Source organism: Chryseobacterium taeanense (genome assembly GCF_900099685.1).
Lineage (GTDB): Bacteria > Bacteroidota > Bacteroidia > Flavobacteriales > Weeksellaceae > Chryseobacterium > Chryseobacterium taeanense.
In genome coordinates, this window is sequence record NZ_FNDW01000003.1 from 152,685 (window position 1) to 172,011 (window position 19,327).

General features: G+C 37.1%; 10 protein-coding genes and 1 pseudogene. 2 read left to right on the plus strand and 9 right to left on the minus strand.

The annotated features are described in order from the left end of the window. Positions 1-678: 678 nt before the first annotated feature. The 5 genes and pseudogenes from BLR30_RS18060 to BLR30_RS06165 all read right to left on the minus strand — a co-directional run. Positions 679-1,017: pseudogene (locus tag BLR30_RS18060) on the minus strand (RHS repeat domain-containing protein); the annotation flags it as partial. A gap of 363 nt (positions 1,018-1,380) precedes the next feature. Next, positions 1,381-4,896 (minus strand): DUF6443 domain-containing protein, encoded by a 3,516-nt coding sequence (locus BLR30_RS06150; protein WP_089856207.1) that lies wholly within the window; start codon positions 4,894-4,896, stop codon positions 1,381-1,383. A 5-nt stretch (positions 4,897-4,901) separates the two neighbouring features. Beyond that, positions 4,902-8,987 carry a DUF5977 domain-containing protein gene (locus BLR30_RS06155; protein ID WP_089856209.1) on the minus strand — a complete coding sequence of 1,362 codons (4,086 nt, stop codon included), beginning with the start codon at positions 8,985-8,987 and terminating at the stop codon, positions 4,902-4,904. Between the two features lie 13 nt (positions 8,988-9,000). Further along, positions 9,001-10,677 carry a T9SS type A sorting domain-containing protein gene (locus BLR30_RS06160; protein ID WP_089856211.1) on the minus strand — a complete coding sequence of 559 codons (1,677 nt, stop codon included), beginning with the start codon at positions 10,675-10,677 and terminating at the stop codon, positions 9,001-9,003. 628 nt (positions 10,678-11,305) lie between these two features. Then, positions 11,306-11,980 (minus strand): hypothetical protein, encoded by a 675-nt coding sequence (locus BLR30_RS06165; RefSeq protein ID WP_089856213.1) that lies wholly within the window; start codon positions 11,978-11,980, stop codon positions 11,306-11,308. Positions 11,981-11,986: 6 nt separating this feature from the next. On the opposite strand from BLR30_RS06165, the gene BLR30_RS17555 reads away from it, so the two are divergent. Beyond that, complete coding sequence (locus tag BLR30_RS17555; protein ID WP_139164595.1) at positions 11,987-12,277, plus strand: hypothetical protein; 291 nt, start codon at positions 11,987-11,989, stop codon at positions 12,275-12,277. 397 nt (positions 12,278-12,674) lie between these two features. Here the strand turns inward: BLR30_RS17555 and BLR30_RS06175 are convergent, their stop codons facing one another. Together BLR30_RS06175 and BLR30_RS06180 are read right to left on the minus strand one after the other, a co-directional pair. Beyond that, entirely contained in the window at positions 12,675-13,904 is a 1,230-nt protein-coding gene (locus tag BLR30_RS06175) for a glycoside hydrolase family 16 protein (protein ID WP_089856217.1), read from the minus strand. A 35-nt stretch (positions 13,905-13,939) separates the two neighbouring features. Continuing rightward, complete coding sequence (locus BLR30_RS06180; protein WP_139164596.1) at positions 13,940-15,685, minus strand: phosphatidylinositol-specific phospholipase C domain-containing protein; 1,746 nt, start codon at positions 15,683-15,685, stop codon at positions 13,940-13,942. A gap of 259 nt (positions 15,686-15,944) precedes the next feature. Between BLR30_RS06180 and BLR30_RS06185 the strand changes: the two genes are divergently transcribed. Then, positions 15,945-16,787 (plus strand): tyrosine-type recombinase/integrase, encoded by an 843-nt coding sequence (locus BLR30_RS06185; protein ID WP_089856222.1) that lies wholly within the window; start codon positions 15,945-15,947, stop codon positions 16,785-16,787. Between the two features lie 110 nt (positions 16,788-16,897). Here the strand turns inward: BLR30_RS06185 and ctlX are convergent, their stop codons facing one another. Continuing rightward, complete coding sequence (gene ctlX, locus BLR30_RS06190; protein WP_089856224.1) at positions 16,898-17,821, minus strand: citrulline utilization hydrolase CtlX; 924 nt, start codon at positions 17,819-17,821, stop codon at positions 16,898-16,900. Between the two features lie 57 nt (positions 17,822-17,878). Continuing rightward, on the minus strand, positions 17,879-18,793 hold the full coding sequence (locus BLR30_RS06195; protein WP_089856227.1) for a dimethylarginine dimethylaminohydrolase family protein: 915 nt from the start codon (positions 18,791-18,793) through the stop codon (positions 17,879-17,881). Between the last annotated feature and the right edge of the window lie 534 nt (positions 18,794-19,327).

Below are 19,327 nucleotides of genomic sequence, written 5' to 3' on the forward strand. Positions count from 1 at the left end.
TTTTTTCCATCCTACTCTGTTATAATTATACCCTGTAGTATATGCTTTCTTATCAGTTGAAGTATCAGGACCCTGACGTGATATATATCTACTATTAAATTCTGCTCCGCTTTTTAATACATCCAATGGAGCTCCAATCATTTGGAAAGCCTTACCTGTCATAAAATTCCCTCCATCATATACGTTGTATAAAGTATTGCTTCCTTCAAATTTTACAAATCCTCCTGTTGCATCCTCTGGAACATTTGTAGCTCCACGTAAAGCCGGATAATTTTCACCAGTTCTAACAAGATCTCCCATCTCTCCAGCGAAATCAAATTCCCCGTTACCTAAAGATCCCATATAACTCATCCAAGGAAACATAATGAATGATTGCTCTCCAAAAGCCTGAAGATATTGTGCTTTATCTTTTATATTTCCAATGCCAATTTTATTAAAAGCATCTGCCATATCTTGAGCCGAATAAGGCGTAAATAATCTGACTTCTGCATCTTGTACTTCATAATCTGTCATTGTACCTGCGTAATCAACAAGCTCTTGTAACTGCTCTTGATCTGCTACAGGATCATTTAGATTTAACTGATTTCCCTGTTCATCAACAACAACATGGGGACCTTCTTGAGGAGTAATAGATTGAACGTAGCCTTGTGAATTAACTTTAATAATATCTTCATTCTGTCTACCATCAGGATCAATAAAACGAATAGGATTATTAAATGCATAATTGTAAGGACTATGACGACGCATTTTTTCTGCCATAGGATCAACAACGCCCCAACGTCCAATGTCTGCCATATAAAACCTTGCTCCATAATCATACATTCCCGTCTCCTGAAGTTCTTTTCCGTTGTACTTGTACTGATAAGCAGAATTCCCTGCCAATGCATTATACCCTTCATGCTTCAACCCAAACGGATAATAATTGTTTTCCTCAAGAACTTCTACGCTGCTGCCATTATTGAAATAACTTACACGCACATTTCCCAAATGGTCTACATAGTTGTAAATATACTTGTTATTTTCGAAGTTTAGAACCCACCGCAATTGCAGTGGGTTCTTTATTACTGTCACAGATTACAAATACGCAAGATCGGGGTTCTTAAGTATTGTTATAGAGATATATTGTAGCAAGTGCATATAGTAAAACATTTATTATTAAATGAAAAATACTCAAATCCTTAAAATTTCTTTTTATTATTATTCCAGATAAAATAAAATGTAGTAGAATAGTTGTAAAATAAAGCATCCAAATTTTAAACTGGTGCTTTTGACTATTACTTGCATATCCTAATAAAAAACAGGAAAAATACCAAATAATTATAAAGATCAATAATAACAATATATTTAAAAGATAAAATTTTAATAGTGATTTCATATTAATTATTGACTAACAGTTACAGTTATATTATACTTTTTCTTCATTTCTTGTACAAAATTATTAATAATTTGTTGATTTGTGCCTCCTTGTAAAACCGCTGATGTAAATGCTTTTAAATCTTTTTGAAATGAAGATATATCATGTGCCCCAAAAAAACCTTTAACCCTTTCATTGGAACTGAAAGCACCTTTCGCACCTTTCATATCATTTCCGGATAATCCATCGTGATTGTGATCTAATGTATAGGTATCCACTCCATCAACAGCTTTCAACCTTCCAGATTGATGAGGAGCCATATTATATGAGAATTCAACTTCATTATCAGGATCTGCAAATAAAGCTGCATTTTCTTTTATCATTTGAACTAAACGTTCTGTATAACCTTGACCAAAGGCGGCTCCTCTACTGTGAGTATATATCTGAATTTTTTCTATGATTTTACCTGTTTTAGGGTCTTTTGCAAGTTTAGATAAAATACTTTGGAATTCAGCATTATTCATAGCCATTCTACCTGCTTGTATTCTATTTTCAGGTGTGTTTCCTAAAAAATAATTTCCCTTCTGTATACTCCAGTTTCCATAAAAATCTTGTTGAGCATATCTATCTCCATCTACAAAATGAAATTGACCTCCAGGATTAGGAATTCCAGAACCTTTTATTGTATTGATTATAGCTTGAGTCCAATAACTTGGACTTGCTCTATCTATATCTCCTTCTGAAACTCTACCATTAATTAATATTGGAAGTTCACCGTCTTTATCTATATAAAGAATAGGACTATTAAGAGCATAAACATAAGGGGATGAACTTTCTAATAATTCTGCTTTTGGATCCACAACACCCCATCTCCCGATATCCGGCATATAAAACCTCGCTCCATAATCATACATTCCCGTCTCCGTCTGCAGTTCTTTACCGTTATACTCATACTGATAAGCAGAATTTCCAGCCAATGCATTATACCCTTCATGCTTCAACCCAAAAGGATAATAATTGTTTTCTTCAAGAACTTCTATTCCACTGCCATTGTTGAAATAACTTACACGTACATTTCCCAAATGGTCTACATAATTGTAAATATACTTATTTTCCACAAAATCATAATACCCCTCCGACGTTGGAACAAACTGGAGTTCCGGTGATGGCCGTGGACAGCCCACACATAGAACATCGGAGCCACTTGTTAAGTACTGGAAACCATCCAGATAATCTGTTTTGCTCTGGACAAAACTATTTAAGGACTTTTTTATTTTAGTTCCATCCGCTCTGTAAAGATAATCGACCTTATAGCTGGATCTCCCACTTGAATTTGTAACCACCGAGGGAAGATTAAGATAATTATAAGTAATTGCAGTGATTCCTTTATCCGGATGAATTGTCATATTACCATTCAAATCATAGCTAATGGTGTTTTGTAGTGCATTGTATCCTGATGGATTATTAATAACTCCTGTAGGAAGGGTTATCTTATCCAGCCTATTCCCTGTATAATTGTACACCAAGTCGTCAATATGCTCAGGGGTGGTTCCTGAACTTGGCTTTGAAAACCTGTTAAGTGTCGTTATATTACCATTTAGGTCATAATGATAATATTCGTTATAATAGCCAGTCCAAATAACTGTCGAATTAGGTTCCTGATAATACCCACCTGTAAGACGGTTAAGAGCATCATACATATACACATATCTGCGCTGTGTCCCATCCTGAGATGTTTGCCAATCAACTTCGGAAATATTTCCATTGTACCTCGGTGTCCAGTTAGTAGTCTGTGGCTGTTCATATTTAATACTATATCCGAATAGTTTACCATTAAGATTCGCAGGATCATTAATCTTCGTCATCCAGCCACGGATATTGTAATTATAGCTGATATCCTGAAGCGGACTTGAAGAAGATATCCCCCCCACTTTCTTCCCGGAAAGCTGGGAAAGCTCGTTATACGTGTTCTGGGCTAAATATTCCACGGGATTGCTGTCCACCTGATGGGTATGCATCAGCAATCTGTTCTGAGGATCATAGGTGAAGTTCTCGGTAATGACTTTATCAGTATCGGTATCCAGTCGTTTGTGGCGTGTGATGCTCTGCTGAACCACGCCTGCAAAATCAAGCCTGGATTCTACCTTGGTTCTTCCGCCCAAATGGTTGATCGAGTAACTTCCGATCGTTCTTCCTTTTTTGTCGTAGTAGGTGTAATTTTTCGTCCAGTTATCGTCTTCAATATTTTTAACCAGGCTCATTACAGGAAGGCTTTTGGTGCTTAATCCTTCAGTGGTCGGAGTATCAGTCAGTGTAGTTTCTCCTAAAATCGTTGTTGGAAAAGCCGGATTGAAACTGTAAGTAGGATAAGTGTCGTAGTAATTAACCGACAACAAAACATAATTATACTGCGGATAGGCTGAATTGGTGGTGTAATAAACATCCATTCCTGTATTGTTGAAGCTTGATGTAGTTCTCACTTCATTATTGGAGCCTAAACCTTCCACAGCCACCACCTGCTGAGCTCTGCCCGGTGGACTGTCTAAAATACCGGTATAGATAGGTCGTGAAAACTGATCGTATTTCGTAAAAAGCCATTTGCCCTGGGCTTCCAATACAGCATCACGCGTAAGAACCAACCGGTCCTGCTTATCATATACCATATATTCCCTGCCTTTGCCCGGAAGCTTCTTTTCTACCAGGCGGTTTCTGCCGTCGTATTTGTATTGATAGCAGAGATTATTTAATACATCCGAAGGAAGTTCCTCACCCACGGCAAGGTTCTTAATCGCTTCCGAGGCATTCGGTGAAATAACAAATGCCAACTGGTCATAATCATTGTATACATAATAGGTATCTGCACTTTCCGTTGCGGTGAGCATTTTTTTAACTAAAATAACCTGACCCTGACCATTCTTAAATTCTACAGTTTTATTATTATCTTCGTCAGTAACAGTATTTTTGTAAAGCTGTCCAGCTCCGTAAAAGCCGGAGGCTGTAATTTTTGCCTCAAAAGTATTATAATTAAAAGTAGCCATATATTTCTTTACTTCGCCAACAATGTTAACATCGTAACCAAACTGTACAGGTTTTGTATCCCAGGCAGTACCTACCTGTTTTTGTTGCAGGATTCTATCTAACGGAGAGTTTTCCAGGATTTTCTCTGCAAAGATCTTCTCTGAACCGTAAAGTTCGGGTTGGGTGGCATTACTCAATGGTGAGGTATAAATGGCTCCGTTTTGTGTTCCCTGTTGTGGTACGGGAAGATAGTCTTTTACCTGTCTTCCGAAGCCGTCGTATTCGATATGGTTTACCACATCTTTGCCTTGTGGTGAGGCTTTTACATTCACTACCTGCTTGGGTCTGCCCAAGCCGTCAAAATATTGAACGGTTTCTGAGGTTTTCGTAGGCTGTCCGGTAACTGCATCGTAATCAAGGTAGGTTTTACTGTAAATATAGTTCTCTGTGCTACTGGATTGGTTTTGGGCATTCGACAGTCCGGACAACAGCAAAGCACCTATGGGCATTATTATTTTTTTCATCGGTATTAGTTTACATTATAGTTAAAAGTAATATTATACGGTGTCCCTGTAGAAGGATTTCCACTTCCTGTCCATCTTAATAATGTTTGCCCAGATCCTTGGTAAATCGTAACCTGCCAGTTTCCTGAAGTTTTTGTAAATGTTGCAGTAGGCCAGCATAGAGAAGGAATATATCCTAATAAAACTCCTCCAGACCAATTCAATCCCTGATTCGATGTAACCATAAAATGTAATTCGGCATTAACCACATTATTTACCTTTTGAAATGGCGCATATTGAACCATAACATATGAGCTTGAAGATTGAGCATTGAATTCACAATATGGATAATAACAAGTTCCATTTGTATTAGCCATATTTTGTCCATTTGCATTAATATCATCCTGTGCCTGTTGATCTGCATCTGCCTGGCTTATATTAGATGTATATTGACCTTCTGTAACAGTATAAGTATAAGAAGATGTGCTGACCATTCCAGAAGTACAATCATTTTTTATGAATGATTGAGATTTTAAAGTATTTTTAAATATCAAGTTGGAATAGGAATCGGAATCATAATTATACTTATATTCTTTAAATATATTTCCTGTTTTACTATTTTCCCTAATTTCTTTTAATCCGTTCGCAAAATTGTAAATGTAAGCTTCCCTCATTCCGGCTGGATTACTCACCGAAGTTAAGCCTATTAGAGGATCATATGTATATGTTGTTATCGGATAAGAAGACAATGAACTATTCTTTCTAAAATTATCCAATGAAATTATCAAAGCTGATTCAGAAGCATCATTTGACTGTTGGGCATCATTATCAGAAGCATTAACAATATCATCAATTAATGATTGAGGAATATCTGTAAGTTTGGCATTTTCAAGTTTTGCAATTAGTTTTGTTTTATTGTAGCCCCAAATAAGTGTTATTGGTGTATTGCCCTTTACTGTATATTGAGATATATTTCCTTTTACATCATAAAGATCGTATGTAACTTCATTGGACATTAAATTACTTTGTAAATTATATGATAAATCTGACAATGGCAAAATTAGATTTCCTGATTGTGAGTTTGGTAATGAAGCAGGAAAAACAATTTCATTTTTAGATAATATTTTTGAAGAATCTCCAATTTTTTTAGTGCTTATATTTTCTAAAGGGATTCCAATCATATTACGATTAATCATTAACTGGTTACCTTTCTCATGTGCATAATACGTATTAGTTTCTTTAATGTTACCATCCGAAAAAGTCACTTTAATTTTTGTTGGTTGGAAATGCAGTGGATTATCATATGAATATGATGTTTCCGTCATAACGGGACTACTTCCTGATGATGAATATATTGTTTCCTTTGAATTTTTTAATCTCCACCACTCTGCATTTATTGTGTATCCACCAAAATAATAAGGATAATTTGTATCAGCTTGCGTTTTATAAGAGCTGGTTTTAAAGTAACCTCCTTTTGCCACTTTCTTAACACTTGGATCTTGGTCATATGTATTTTCAATAAGTTTTATCAATTGGTTATTTGAGTTAAAATCTTCTTGTTTTAAAAGATTTCCATTATTGTTACTTACTTTCGAAGGTATACCAGGAAAATAATATGGATATTCAGTATCTGGTAAATTCTCATAATGGTAGATACTTTTACCCAATTTATTTCCATTAAAATCTTCCTTTGAAACTTCAACCTTACGATATCCAATAAAACTACCTTGTGCAGAAGAGCTTAGCTGTGTACTTGGATCTGAGGATCTGATTAGGATTTTACTGCCTCCATTGTTCCAATCCAATCCTTGCAGTTGGTATCCAGCAATTAAACCTTCACCATCAAATTCCTTATAAAAATTTCTCATTTTATTCATCGGCTGACCATAGGAATAATCAGTTGATTTATAATTATAAGAAGTTATGATATTAGAATTTCCACTATCACCGTAACTTTCAATCTTTTTAATTCTAAGCCCTGCTCCTAATTGCGTTCTTTCGGGAATTCTCTCAGTATAATACAATCTTAAAGCAACTTCTAATTCATCACTGTTAATATTATTCGCAGCTTTCAGACGATATGTTCCGGGAGCAAGCATAAAACTTACAAATGTGTTAAAATTAAACTGACCTGATTGATTTGGTTTAAAACTAATAATTTCCTGACCACTGCTATCCATCAAAACAGCACTCATATTTTGAATATTTGCATTTGATATAACACTGGAATAACTTCTAATATTACAATGAATTTTTATCAAGGTTGTACCTGTAATCGTAAATTCCTGTATATCATAACCATTTGGATCCATAGAATCATCATATGAAAAATAATAATGATCCTTATAACTGTAAGCCTGACTATCATAGCTTGCGGTATCATAATCATTGGTTTCGTAAGTAAACACAGTTTTCCCTCCAGTAGGGTATTTTATTTCTTTTAATACTCCAGATTGGTTATAGTTAGGATTTACTCTACGATTAGCTCCTGTCAAGAATGGATAATCATTACTTCTATAATAACTACCATTCATTATCTGCTCGGGTATTAAAAATTTTTGTTTACCGCCATTATCGTTACCAAAACCGGCAAAAGAAGAGGTTGTTACCACATATGGAGAATTAAATAGTTGATTGTTATAATTATACATACTTTTTGACAAGTCGTTGAAAGCAGGAACATTTTCATTGTCAGCTCCATTATAATATCCGTAATAATCCATTGACGCAGATGTTTTCGAAGGTAGTGGCTGAGTATTGTACGTAAAGATATGCGAGGGTAAATTTTTAAAACCTTGAGTTGCTTTATCATAAAAAGATTCAGTTACACTTTTTAATTTTAAGCGTAAATATCTTTCTTTTTTGTCACCGAACGCATCATTGGTATTTTCATTAAAATATCCATAATCTAAGATAACTTTTTTAATCAGATGATGAGAATTATCAAAAACTTCCATCTTTGATAACTTTCTTGCTTTTAAATAAGGTTGGCTATATTGAGAATACCGAACTCTTAGATCATCCCTCTCAGTCGTTGAAAATACTATATACCCATCATTGAATATTATTTTTTTTAAGTAGACTTCACTATTACCTTGCATATTTGCTGATATGATATGATTATGTTTTCCATCACTCAAATACCCGAAAAAAAAACCCTCTAATTCTTCTGTATTATTGTATTGTTCACTTTCTAACTCTCCTCTAATCACTTGGCCAATTGTATTTCGATTAATATCAATATCATATTCAAAACTTACTTCGTCTCCTTCAGGGGTCGTAATTTTATCTAAATACCAAGAAGAAATGGATTTTTTAGGTGCGTTAAATGTAAGTGTATCCATTCTGCTAATGGTCATCAATAAACTATTAGGAATAGTCCCACCGGTTTGAGTAATAGTTTCAGGCGTATAACTTTCAGTTTCTTCAATGGTATTAAAAAGAAACTCCCACCCTTTTTCGTTGATTACTTTCCACTTCTTTGTTGATTTATCAAATATGAATTTTGAACGATTGAGTTTTAACGGTATTCCGCTTATGGTTGTTTGTGCACCAGTCGTTTTATCTAAAACCATTTTACCAGAATTACCTAAAAAATTAAAAAAGAAGTTATCTGGCTGACCGTCCCTGTAATCTGATGCTACAGAATTGTAGTCATAGTTTAGGTCAAAACCTGTATAACCTGTACTACCGTCAATATGCCCAGTTGGAGTAGTTGGAATATCTCTTTCTTTAGGATATCCATATGCATCACCCAAATCATCAAGACCTACGACAGACCTCGTTATTATTCCTCCTGCGTCTAACGACCAGCCTAAACCGACCCATCCTGCTTCTTGAGTAACCTTAATTCCTGATGCATGGTATCCCAGTGAGATGGGAAATGAAATGTTTCCTGATTTAACAGTGTACAGATTAAGCCCAATATTTGGCACGCCTGTATAATTATTAACAGGCACATCACCATATTGTCCCAAAGATGATGCAGTAGGGGATGGTGGAACGCTTATAGGAATAACTTTATTCGGATTAGGACCTGCTGACTGGCCGAAAATGTTTATAAATAGTAAAAGAAAAACAATAAAATGTACTTTTTTAAATATATTTTTCATGGATTGAATTCGCTTATTTCTTAATCAATTTAGCACTCGCCGTTTTATTATCATTTGTTTTCACGCTCACCAGATAAGCTCCCTGCACCAGCGGCTGCGTATTAATCTTCGTCACCTTATTCTTAGTTTTTACGCTCTGCAGCTGCCTTCCCCCCATATCATACACCGTAATCTCCGCTTCAGTCTTCCCATCTCCCAACATCCCGCTTCCGGCATCCATATTGATTTCCACATACGCATAATCACTCACCGGATTCGGATAAATCCTAATATCCTGCTTCTCGATCAACTGGTCAATCTGTTTGTCGCCAAGCTTTACAATCTTCCAGTTTTCTTTCCCCAACTCCTCGGCACTCGTTCCGGCTAATACAATCGAACCGTCTCTGTTCAGCTTAATATCCGATAGTCTCTCTTCTCTTTGTCTCTTATCTCCAGTAACGTGTTTCCTCCATTGCTCATTGCCATTTTGGTCCAAGTACAGCATCCAGAACGTCTCATCATCCGTTTCAATTCGTCCTTCTGCCTGCGTGTATCCTCCGAGCAAAATGCCCTTGGTTGATGGTTGATTGTTGTCAGTTGATCGATTATAAACTACACTCATCCCCATCAGCACATCCCTGTTCTTGAAATTGTACGATTTCTGCCAGATTTCTTCGCCTCTTTCATTAAGAGAGATCAACCACAGATCCGTTCCTTCTTCAATACCTGCAGTTTTATTTCCTGATCTTTCCGATCTCGATTCACCGCCGATTAAATAGCCCGTGGAAGTCAATGCCAGCGTCCTCAAATGGTCATCTCCTTTGCCTCCGAAATTCTTTTCCCATTCTACTTTGCCGTCTTTGGAAAGCTTAATGATCCAATAATCGCCCTCACCGTAGTTGTTGGTTGTTATTGGTTGATAGTTGATGGTTTTACCACTTCCAGCTTTTACCTCAGAACTTCTCGAATATACGCCCAATAACGCTCCGCCGTCTTTCGTGGGAATCATTTTCTCCACCTCATCCAAACCTTTTCCACCTAACACCAGTTGTGATAATTCTTTTCCGTTTTTATCCAGTCGGACTACCAGAACATCCTTCGACCCGTAACCTCTCGTTGCTTTCCCTTCGACTCCGCTCAGGGAACGCGGATCCGTTGATTGGCTCGTTGCCTGAGCGGAGCCGAAGGTAACATTCCCCGCCACAAAAAATCCCATATCCGTTGTCTGAATCACCGCTCTGGCCTCTTCATCCGAAGTGCCGCCAATGGTTTTCTGCCACAATTCATCCCCGAATTCATTGATTCTAATGAGCCAGATATCAGATCCTCCCTTGGAATCTTCTTTTTTATCCAGACCTTTTCCACTGAAACTCGTGCCTGCCAGCAAAAACCCTCCTTCCTGCGTATTCACCGTAGCCGAAAGAAAATCATGGTTCTGTCCCGAGAAATACTTCTCCCAAACCTCTTCCCCCTGCTGGTTTAACTTAATCAAATGATAGTCATAACCATTATTTTGGTTGATGGTTGACGGTTGTTTGTTGTTGGATGGGATAGTGCTTCCGGTTACCAAATATTGCTGGTCGATGGTTGTGGTAATCTGGCTTAAAAAATCCTGCGTGGAAGATTTAATATCTTTCTGCCAGACTACTTCCTGGGCCTGAATGGCCAGGACAGAGCATAAGAACAATGCTCCTGAGTAGATTCTGTTCATACTTAGCGTCTATTTTGAGTTGTTAATTATTAATTTTAAAGTATTGTAAAAATATTCTTTTATTTCGCGCACAACAGATATGTAATATCAATTTTTTATTAATATTATCATACGATTATTTAAACTCATTGTGGATTTTAAGTTATTTTCGTCACTTCGAGTAGATTTAAAAAAATCATATCGAGAAGTTTGGGATTGAGGATAAATATTATTCTCGATACATTTTTCTCCGCTTTGCTCCAAAAAATACTCGAACAGACGGAGGACATTTGTATTGTGCATTAACGTACACGTCACTTCGAGTAGCTTTGAAAAAGCGTATCGAGAAGTTACAATGTCCGCCAATCGTACTCAAAAATTCTCGATACATTTTTTCTTCACTCTGTTACGAAAAAACACTCGAATTGACGAAAGCAATACCAAAATTCCGCAAAATACCAACGGGTTATTTCAATGTAATATTCATTGGTTTTCTAAAGCAAAGATATTGTTGTACTGCGACAAAACCTGTCGTATTATATCATGGAAATGACTTTAATAAAAAACATAAGCTTGACAGATATATGTTCAAATACGCATCTGTAAGCTTATGTTTAAAATGAAAATCATTTATCCACCGTTAAGATTTTTATTTCGAGGTAGGATCTGTGCTGCCGTTTCTTTTTGCGGCATGAAGCATCGGAAGAATATGATCAATCGTGTACTCCGAAGCTTTTTGCTCACCGTTGAAAATAATTTTTCCCAGCTGAGCGACTTCGCTTATGTACCGGTAAAGCTCTTTGTACAGGTGATTGTTCGTCGATGTAAATGCTTTACGCTGCTGCTGAAACGCGGTTTGCTCATTGCTTTTCGCGGTAATTGCCGTAAAAGCATCTTCCAGGATGGTCAGCATATCGGCCTTCATTCCGTTGGTCTGTAATAATGCTGATTGTACAGAAATGATCTGTTTCAGGGAATTAAGCGACATTAATGCTCCTTCAAAATTTCTTTTTTTGATCTTATTCAGGACATCGGTGGCCAGTGATGTTTTTACATTGGCCTTTTTGATGACCATGTTGAGAATCTTCAGAGGCTTGCTGAGCTGATCTCCCAGGATGTAAAGATCTTCGGTAGATTGCTTTTGCTGCACAAGCACCAGGTCGGCAGCCTCTTTGACGCGTACCTCATCTGTTTTGTTCTGCATGGCCTGCAGGTAACCGGAATTGAATAAATGATTTTCCGCCTCGAAAACAGACAAATCCCTAGCTAAGCTTCTTAATAGAACGTCCGCCATCGGAACGTATTCTTCTTTCTGTAATTTCATAAATGTGTGTTTTTTAAAAACCGGGATAAAAATATATATTTTTTTGCAATTCCTAAAGTTTTAATCATTTTTTTCACCATCCTTGGGATTATCCAATTTCGATCAGGATCAGACATTTATTTCGGGGATAAGCTTACTGATCTTGAGTACAGCTCTACTTACCTCGGGTATAATTCTACTGACCTTGAGTATGACTCTACTTACATTGGGTATAGCTCTACTGACCTCGGGTATAAGTCTACTGACCTTGAGTATGACTCTACTTACCTCGGGTATAGCGCTACTTACCTCGAGTAAAAGTCTACTGACCTTGAGTATGAGTCTACTTACCTTGGGTACAGCTCTACTTACCTCGGGTATAAGTCTACTGACCTTAGGTATAGCTCTACTTACTTCGGGTATGAGTCTACTTATCTTGGGTATAGCTCTACTGACCTCGGTAAAACTCTACTTCCGAAGATTTTATTCTAATTCCGAAGATTTGGGAATAAAAAAATCTGACCTTGTTTCCAAAGTCAGATTTATAATTAATGTTGTATGCTCCGTATCCTTTTAAATTATAAAAAAGCTTTAGCCAAAACGTACTTTACATTCTGGCTAAAGTCTAATATTCTCTTGCTTATTAAGATTGGGATAAAGCCCAATCCTATCAATACAGCAGAATTTCTTTTATCCTGAATCTAAATTATCACGTTCAGGAAACCGTTACGGAAACAATTACGCTTGCTATATTGTCTCTTAAACCGGCTCCATATAAGCCTTTTAAATCATCATTGATACAGAGCCAAAGCTGCCCGCTTTCCTGACTGGTTCCGTTGTATGCATCTCCCACAAGAAATGCATTATCAGATCCGTCTCCAACAGGCTGTTCTCCTATAAATCCGCACAAAGCTCCCATGTTGGCACCAAGCAGGGTGTATCCGGGTTGGTCTACTATTATTCCGGAGAATCCGGCAGCATCATACAATTTACCCTGGTCTGTATTAGGGTCTGCTGTCCATAGATTACTTTGATAATTAATTGAAATGGTATCGCCAGGCACAACCGTTAAACCTGTATTTTGCCATGTCTGATTCGCTTCAACTGTTATATTCATCGTCTTTTCTATTACCCAGACCTTCGCCCAGTTTACCTGGTAAGTCCATGTCGTACCGGGAGCGGCAGTAGGCTGCAAATTAGCATTGTAAGCCCAGCCCCAGCCGGATGCGGGAACCCAGAAATTAAGAACCAGGCTCATATCAGATTGCGGAACGTTTGTTTCTGTGTAAAAAGGCGTGGGATTTTTATCTTTATTTATGTACCATTTTACCCCTTCTTCCGACCATTCTATACGCAGAACCACTGTTCCCGACAAGCTTGGCGGAGTAGGAGTACTCACTACCTGATCAAAATTATTCATGCTGCCATCGGTAACAACATATACGTTGGTATTAATCTGCTCTCCGCTGTCTTGCCAATAATTGGATGAAATTTCAAAGTCGATTTCATCATGTAAAAACGGGCTTGAGGATATTAAGTTGTAGGCAAATAATGCCGCAACTACGCCACCGGGTGCTGCTCCCGAACCTGATATTGGTAAAACGACTTCCGCTTCAAAAGCTACACTGTTATATGATGCAAGACCCCACTTTTTTTTCGTTCCGATTTGTGCGCCAAGGAAAGTCGTGTTGTTTGGATTATTCGGATCATTGGTACTGAGGTATAATTGCGCTGCATTATTAATGACCGGTACATATCCGGGTTTTGGAGCTGGATAGTCGACCGGGTTACGGATATTGGTTTGCCCAAAAAAGTCGGGATTGTTGTATTGCTGCCATTGCGGACTTTCCCAAACGGTACGGTCTACGTCAGTCCCATTTGTGAATGTGAAATTCTCTAATAAAACCCAATGGGTTTGGGTTTCTGGTTTTGTTGCTGTTTTCATGATTGTTTTGGTTTTAGTTTTTGGTTAAGTGTTCTTTATATTTTATTGTAGCTTTTAAACAATATATCTGCTATAAATACAGGTCTGGCATATTGAAAATAGTCCAGATACAACAGGTTTGAAAAATACCCAAATTGATTAGGCTGCAACTGGGTCATCATTTTTCTGCCTAATACTCTATTGGCATCCTGTGCGTAGGACCACACAGCCGTTATCGGTGTTAGTGTCCATGAAAGTAAGAACAGATCACACGGAACCTGGGGATCGTTTTTACATTTTCCATTAAAATTTCTAAGCTTCTCGAGTTGGTCATTCTCCATTTTTGCTAAATCTGTTGTATCGGAATACTGGTCATATACCGTAAGGTTTCCTTTTGCCGGAGAACCTGAATCCCAGTCTCTGTAAACCCAATAGCCTGCTTCAGGATAATCTATCGCCCAATCTCCGTCAACCACTACTAAAATACTTCCTTGACCATTTAAGTAAGTCCCCATAGACACATCTGCTAATCTGGAAACGCCTTGTGGCAATGTTTTGAAAAGCCAGTTCCCTAAATATGAATTGATAAGGTTTTTCATATTCTGATAACTTGTTTGCGAGAAATCATCAAAGTGCGAGAACTTTAAGATGGCTAGTTCCTGATGTCCTTCATCAAAGAATTGCTTTATGTTCTTTAATACTGAATCGAGTGAAGGCCCGTAGACAATTCCATGGCGTATATTTAAGTTTCCGTCTAATCTTAAGTCAAAGTATCTTGAGCCCGAGCTTAATTGTTCATACAGGTTCAGATCCTGTGTTCTTCCTGCCAGTCCGCCGGCATACATTCCTGTATCGTGGGTAGCCGGAAGTACCATTTTTTTCAGTGGTAAATTGCTGATCACAGGCAACAGATTTTTCATAAAGTTGGCGGTATCCATTACTTTACTATTGGAATACCATAACTGATACATACTTCCTTCATGAACCTGAACAGCTACACTCCCATTAAGAGCCACACCTACCTGGGGATTTGCACCAGAGTCAAAATTAGAAGAAGCTCCCCATGCAATTTCGTTTCCGTTTACTTTTCCCACGAGTTGCCATAAGCCTGTCAGTCCCTGTGACTCATGAACCTCTACGACTGTCCCATCATTTGTAAGGCCAATGCTCGGCGCTATCCCGTCCTGATATTCATGAGCACTTCCCCAGGTGATGTTTTTACCGTTAATTCGGCCTACTCTGTACCAAAGTTTATTGTATGCCTGAGATTTATGCACCTCAACCACAACACCGTCGTTATTAATGCTTACAGAGGGAGTTACTCCGTCATCATATTTATGGCTGTCTCCCCAATCTATTTTTTTTCCATTAATCTGACCAACCCGATAATACAAGGAATCATAGGACTGGGATTTGTGTACTTCTACTACTACTCCATGGTCATTGACAGATACGCATGGCTGTCTGCCACTGTCATACTTTTCATCTCCTCCCCAATCTATGCCGGTGCCATTGATGGTTCCTACTTTATAGTACATACTGTTGGTAAAAACATTACTTGTTTCATGTACTTCTACAACCACATTGTTACTATTGACCGCTATGGAAGGGTGATAGCCACTGCTGTAGTTATGGCTTCCTCCCCAGTTGATGGTAGCTCCATTCATACTTCCTACGTGATACCACATATCCGACGAAGCTTCCGAATTGTGTACCTCTACTGCAAACTGACTGTTGGCAGCAACATTGCAATTACGACCAGAATCATACTGTTCTGCTAATCCAAATTGAATTGTGTTCATGGTTATCTGTTTTTGGTTATTTGTTTTTGTTTTGTATGCTATCTTTTAAAATTTAAGGATTGACGAAAGCAATATTAACCTTAAAGATTAATATTTATCCCAAATTTACGCACTGCATCAACGCTATTCTTACAACCTGCGCCAATCATATTTTATCATTTGCAATACAACTCACTTATTAACAGTATATATATCAGAATATTATACCACATTTTTTTTGTATGGGCGAATAATTTTCATACATTTAATAAAAACTACCATGAAAATCAACTCACTATTAGATACTTATAGAGAGAAACTTATTATTGGGAGATATAGCCTGTCTTCGATTAAAAATTACTGCAGTGCTGTTCAGCATTTTCTTACCATTTATTCTGTCAGATATTCCGATGCGGAAGCCATATCTCCGGATGATATTGAGAAGTTTGTATTATGGAAAAAAAATGTGCACAAAGTTTCGGCATCTCATCAGACGACTATCCTTTCCAGCATTGTTAAGTTTTATCAACTGCTTTATAATAAGAATCTTAATCTAAAGCATCTTTTCCCCAAGCGGTATGAATCTGCACTGCCAAAAGTTCTCACCAAAGAAGAGGTGAAAAAATTGCTGGACATCACCAAAAATCTAAAACACAAGGCCATTCTCACTACCATTTATGCCTGTGGACTGAGACTTAGCGAAGCACTGGCACTGAAAATCACTGACATCAAATTTGCAGATGCCGTAGTTGTTATAATAGATTCTAAAGGCAAAAAGGACAGGATTGTCAATTTACCTCCAAAACTTATGGAGCTACTGAGATCATATTACAGGGAATACAGTCCTCGGGAATATCTTTTTGAAGGCCAATCCGGTGGATCATATTCTAAAAGAAGCGTTCAGCAGATTCTCAAAAATGCATTGAGGGATGCACATATTATTTCAGATGCAACCGTTCATACGCTGAGACATTCTTATGCCGCGCACCTTCTCGAAAATGGAACAGACTTAAAAATCATAAAAGATTTATTGGGACATTCTAATATCAAAACCACTGAAATATATACACATATTACCGATATCAGTAAAATCAAAATAAAAAGTCCTTTGGAATCTTTATGATTTTGTCTGTTTGTTTTTAGTATGAAGATCTGTATTATTCAAAAAAAAAATCTGACCCTGTTTCCAAAGTCAGAATGTATATTTAAGCTGATTGCTTGTTGATGATGTTATTATTTTCTCGGAAGGAACACTTCTGCCAGCATACAACGTGCGCTTCCGCCGCCATTTACCTCGATGGTATTGAGGTCTGAATAGATGATTTCGGAGTATTTCTCTATTGCTGAAATCTGTTCAGGAAGTAACGATTTATATGCAGTTTCGCTCATGACTAAAAATTTCTTACCTTCTTTATTCTGAACCTGAAGCATATTTCCGGCAAATTGCTGCATCTGCTCTTCTGAAATTTCGATGATTTCTTTTCCTGAATTTTTAATGGTTTCGATGACTTTAGTTCTTTCCAGTTCGTCATCGATACAGTCGAGGCAAATCACGACAAATTTATCTGCCACACACATCATAACATTGGTGTGATAGATCGGAAGTCTTTCTTCTCCCACCGTTTGGAATGAATGGAAAACCACAGGCGTAAAACCATATTTCTCACAGAATTCTCTGAATAGGTTTTCATCAAGTCTCAATGAAACTGAACCGTAAGCAATTTTATTATCGTGATCGAAGATCATGCTTCCTGTTCCTTCCAGAAAATGGCCTTGCGTTTCCGGGAAAGACCAATCGTCGATTTCTGCAACTTCAAATCCTTGGTCTTTTATCGTTTCAATGATATCATCTCTTCTTTCCACTCTTCTGTTGGAAGCGAACATCGGATATAAAACAACTTTTCCGTCTCTGTGGAAGCTCACCCAGTTGTTTGGGAAAATAGAATCCGGAGTATGGGGATCTAATGTATCTTTTATGGTGATTACGTTGATTCCTTTATTTCTTAGTTTTTCCACAAACATTTTAAATTCCGATAAAGCTTTAAACTGAATATCAAAACCTTTCTGTTCGCTCTGGAAATAATTGTTCTTTGCTGTTTCTTCGTTAAAGCCAAATGCAATCGGCTCTATCATTAATACGGTATCTGTTGTCTGCATAGTTTCTTTGATTTAAAATTAAAAGATTGAAAGATTAAAAAATTCTCACAAACTTTATCACTCTCTAACAAGCGGCATGGTAGAGCATCTCAGCAATCCTCCCATTTTAGAAATTTCACGGTAAGGAATTTCTTCTACAGTTATTCCCCACTCGTTCCTCAGGTGATTGTTCATTCTGGTAAACGTTTTATCTGAAACGACAACCTCCGGAGAGATTGAAAAGATATTGGGAAACATTTCAAACATTTCTTCCGCTGTTACGTGGAAGCAGTTTTCTTCACCGAAAATATCAATAATAAGGCGGTAATCGCTTTCGTCTACAAAGCCATCTTTATAGATAATGCATTTATCTTTACTGATTGGATTGAACGTGCAATCAAGATGTAGAATGCCTTCATAAGGAATTTTATCATTCTTCTTTAATTCGAGATCGATAATTCTTTTTTTAGGAAAGTATTCTTTAAGAATTTCGATGGCATATTCGTTGGTTCTGGCAGTTTTGTAACTTCTGTAATCTTCGCTGAAGCAAGTTCCGATGAATAAGAAATCGTCCCAGACAATCACATCGCCACCTTCAATATGAGCGGTTTCGGGAAGGTTTATGATTTTTCGCCATTCTACTTTTTTAAAAATATTTCTGTATGCATCCTGTTCATCTGCTCTGTCTGCAATAACATTGGAGATAATCATTTTATCGTCGATTACAAATGCCACATCTCTTGCAAACACCTGATTGTAGTCTTCGATAATACTTGGACGCAGTACTTCGACATCATATTTCTTTAATACTGATTCGAAAGCATTCATTTCATTGATGATATCTGCTTCCTGCGGGTATATATTGTGTTCGATGGAGTAATATGATTTAGCATCGTAGCTTTCTTCAAGTGTAGGAACTCCTCCCATTGAATTGGGTTGTCCCAATACTACTGATCTCAGCCTTCCTGTTTCGTTTTTAATATTTAGATTCATAAAGATTTATGCATTGTTACAAATATAAGTAAAGGTCTGTATTTGTGAAACTTTTGAAGGGTTTTTAGTGCTAACCTTCAGTATTAATCTGAAAAACGTTCTTATTACAGTTTTTTACTTGAGTTAATTAATAGACTAAAACAATTGTTTGCTTAATTAAGGTCTTTTGACAGATATTTTTTTAATTAATATTTTTCTACTTTTTTTAATCTACATTAAATTTAATTTCATATATTAGTGATATATTAATTAATCTAAACCATTCAACATCAACTATCAAAATCATTACATTATGAAAACAAAAAATTCTGTGCTGAAAAAAGCGCAAAAACTTGGCAGAGATCAGCAAAAATCTATTATTGGTGGAGCATCCGCTGCAAGACGCTGTTGTGAGTTTGACTACGAAACCGGAGCATGTACGCTCTGGACTTGTGACAGATGTCAATGCCCATAATTGAAAATTGAAGAGACCGTTTCACAAATTGTGAAACGGTCTTTTACTTTAAAAATCAATAATATTACTAATTATCATTT

Bases quoted from the DNA above. Each gene is read 5' to 3' on its own strand.
- BLR30_RS06195 (WP_089856227.1), bottom strand. From the start codon at position 18,793: ATGAATCTAAATATTAAAAACGAAACAGGAAGGCTGAGATCAGTAGTA.
- BLR30_RS06160 (WP_089856211.1), bottom strand. From the start codon at position 10,677: ATGAACAGAATCTACTCAGGAGCATTGTTCTTATGCTCTGTCCTGGCC.
- BLR30_RS06155 (WP_089856209.1), bottom strand. From the start codon at position 8,987: ATGAAAAATATATTTAAAAAAGTACATTTTATTGTTTTTCTTTTACTA.
- BLR30_RS06185 (WP_089856222.1), top strand. From the start codon at position 15,945: ATGAAAATCAACTCACTATTAGATACTTATAGAGAGAAACTTATTATT.
- BLR30_RS06165 (WP_089856213.1), bottom strand. From the start codon at position 11,980: ATGAAATTACAGAAAGAAGAATACGTTCCGATGGCGGACGTTCTATTA.
- ctlX (WP_089856224.1), bottom strand. From the start codon at position 17,821: ATGCAGACAACAGATACCGTATTAATGATAGAGCCGATTGCATTTGGC.
- BLR30_RS06175 (WP_089856217.1), bottom strand. From the start codon at position 13,904: ATGAAAACAGCAACAAAACCAGAAACCCAAACCCATTGGGTTTTATTA.
- BLR30_RS06150 (WP_089856207.1), bottom strand. From the start codon at position 4,896: ATGAAAAAAATAATAATGCCCATAGGTGCTTTGCTGTTGTCCGGACTG.
- BLR30_RS06180 (WP_139164596.1), bottom strand. From the start codon at position 15,685: ATGAACACAATTCAATTTGGATTAGCAGAACAGTATGATTCTGGTCGT.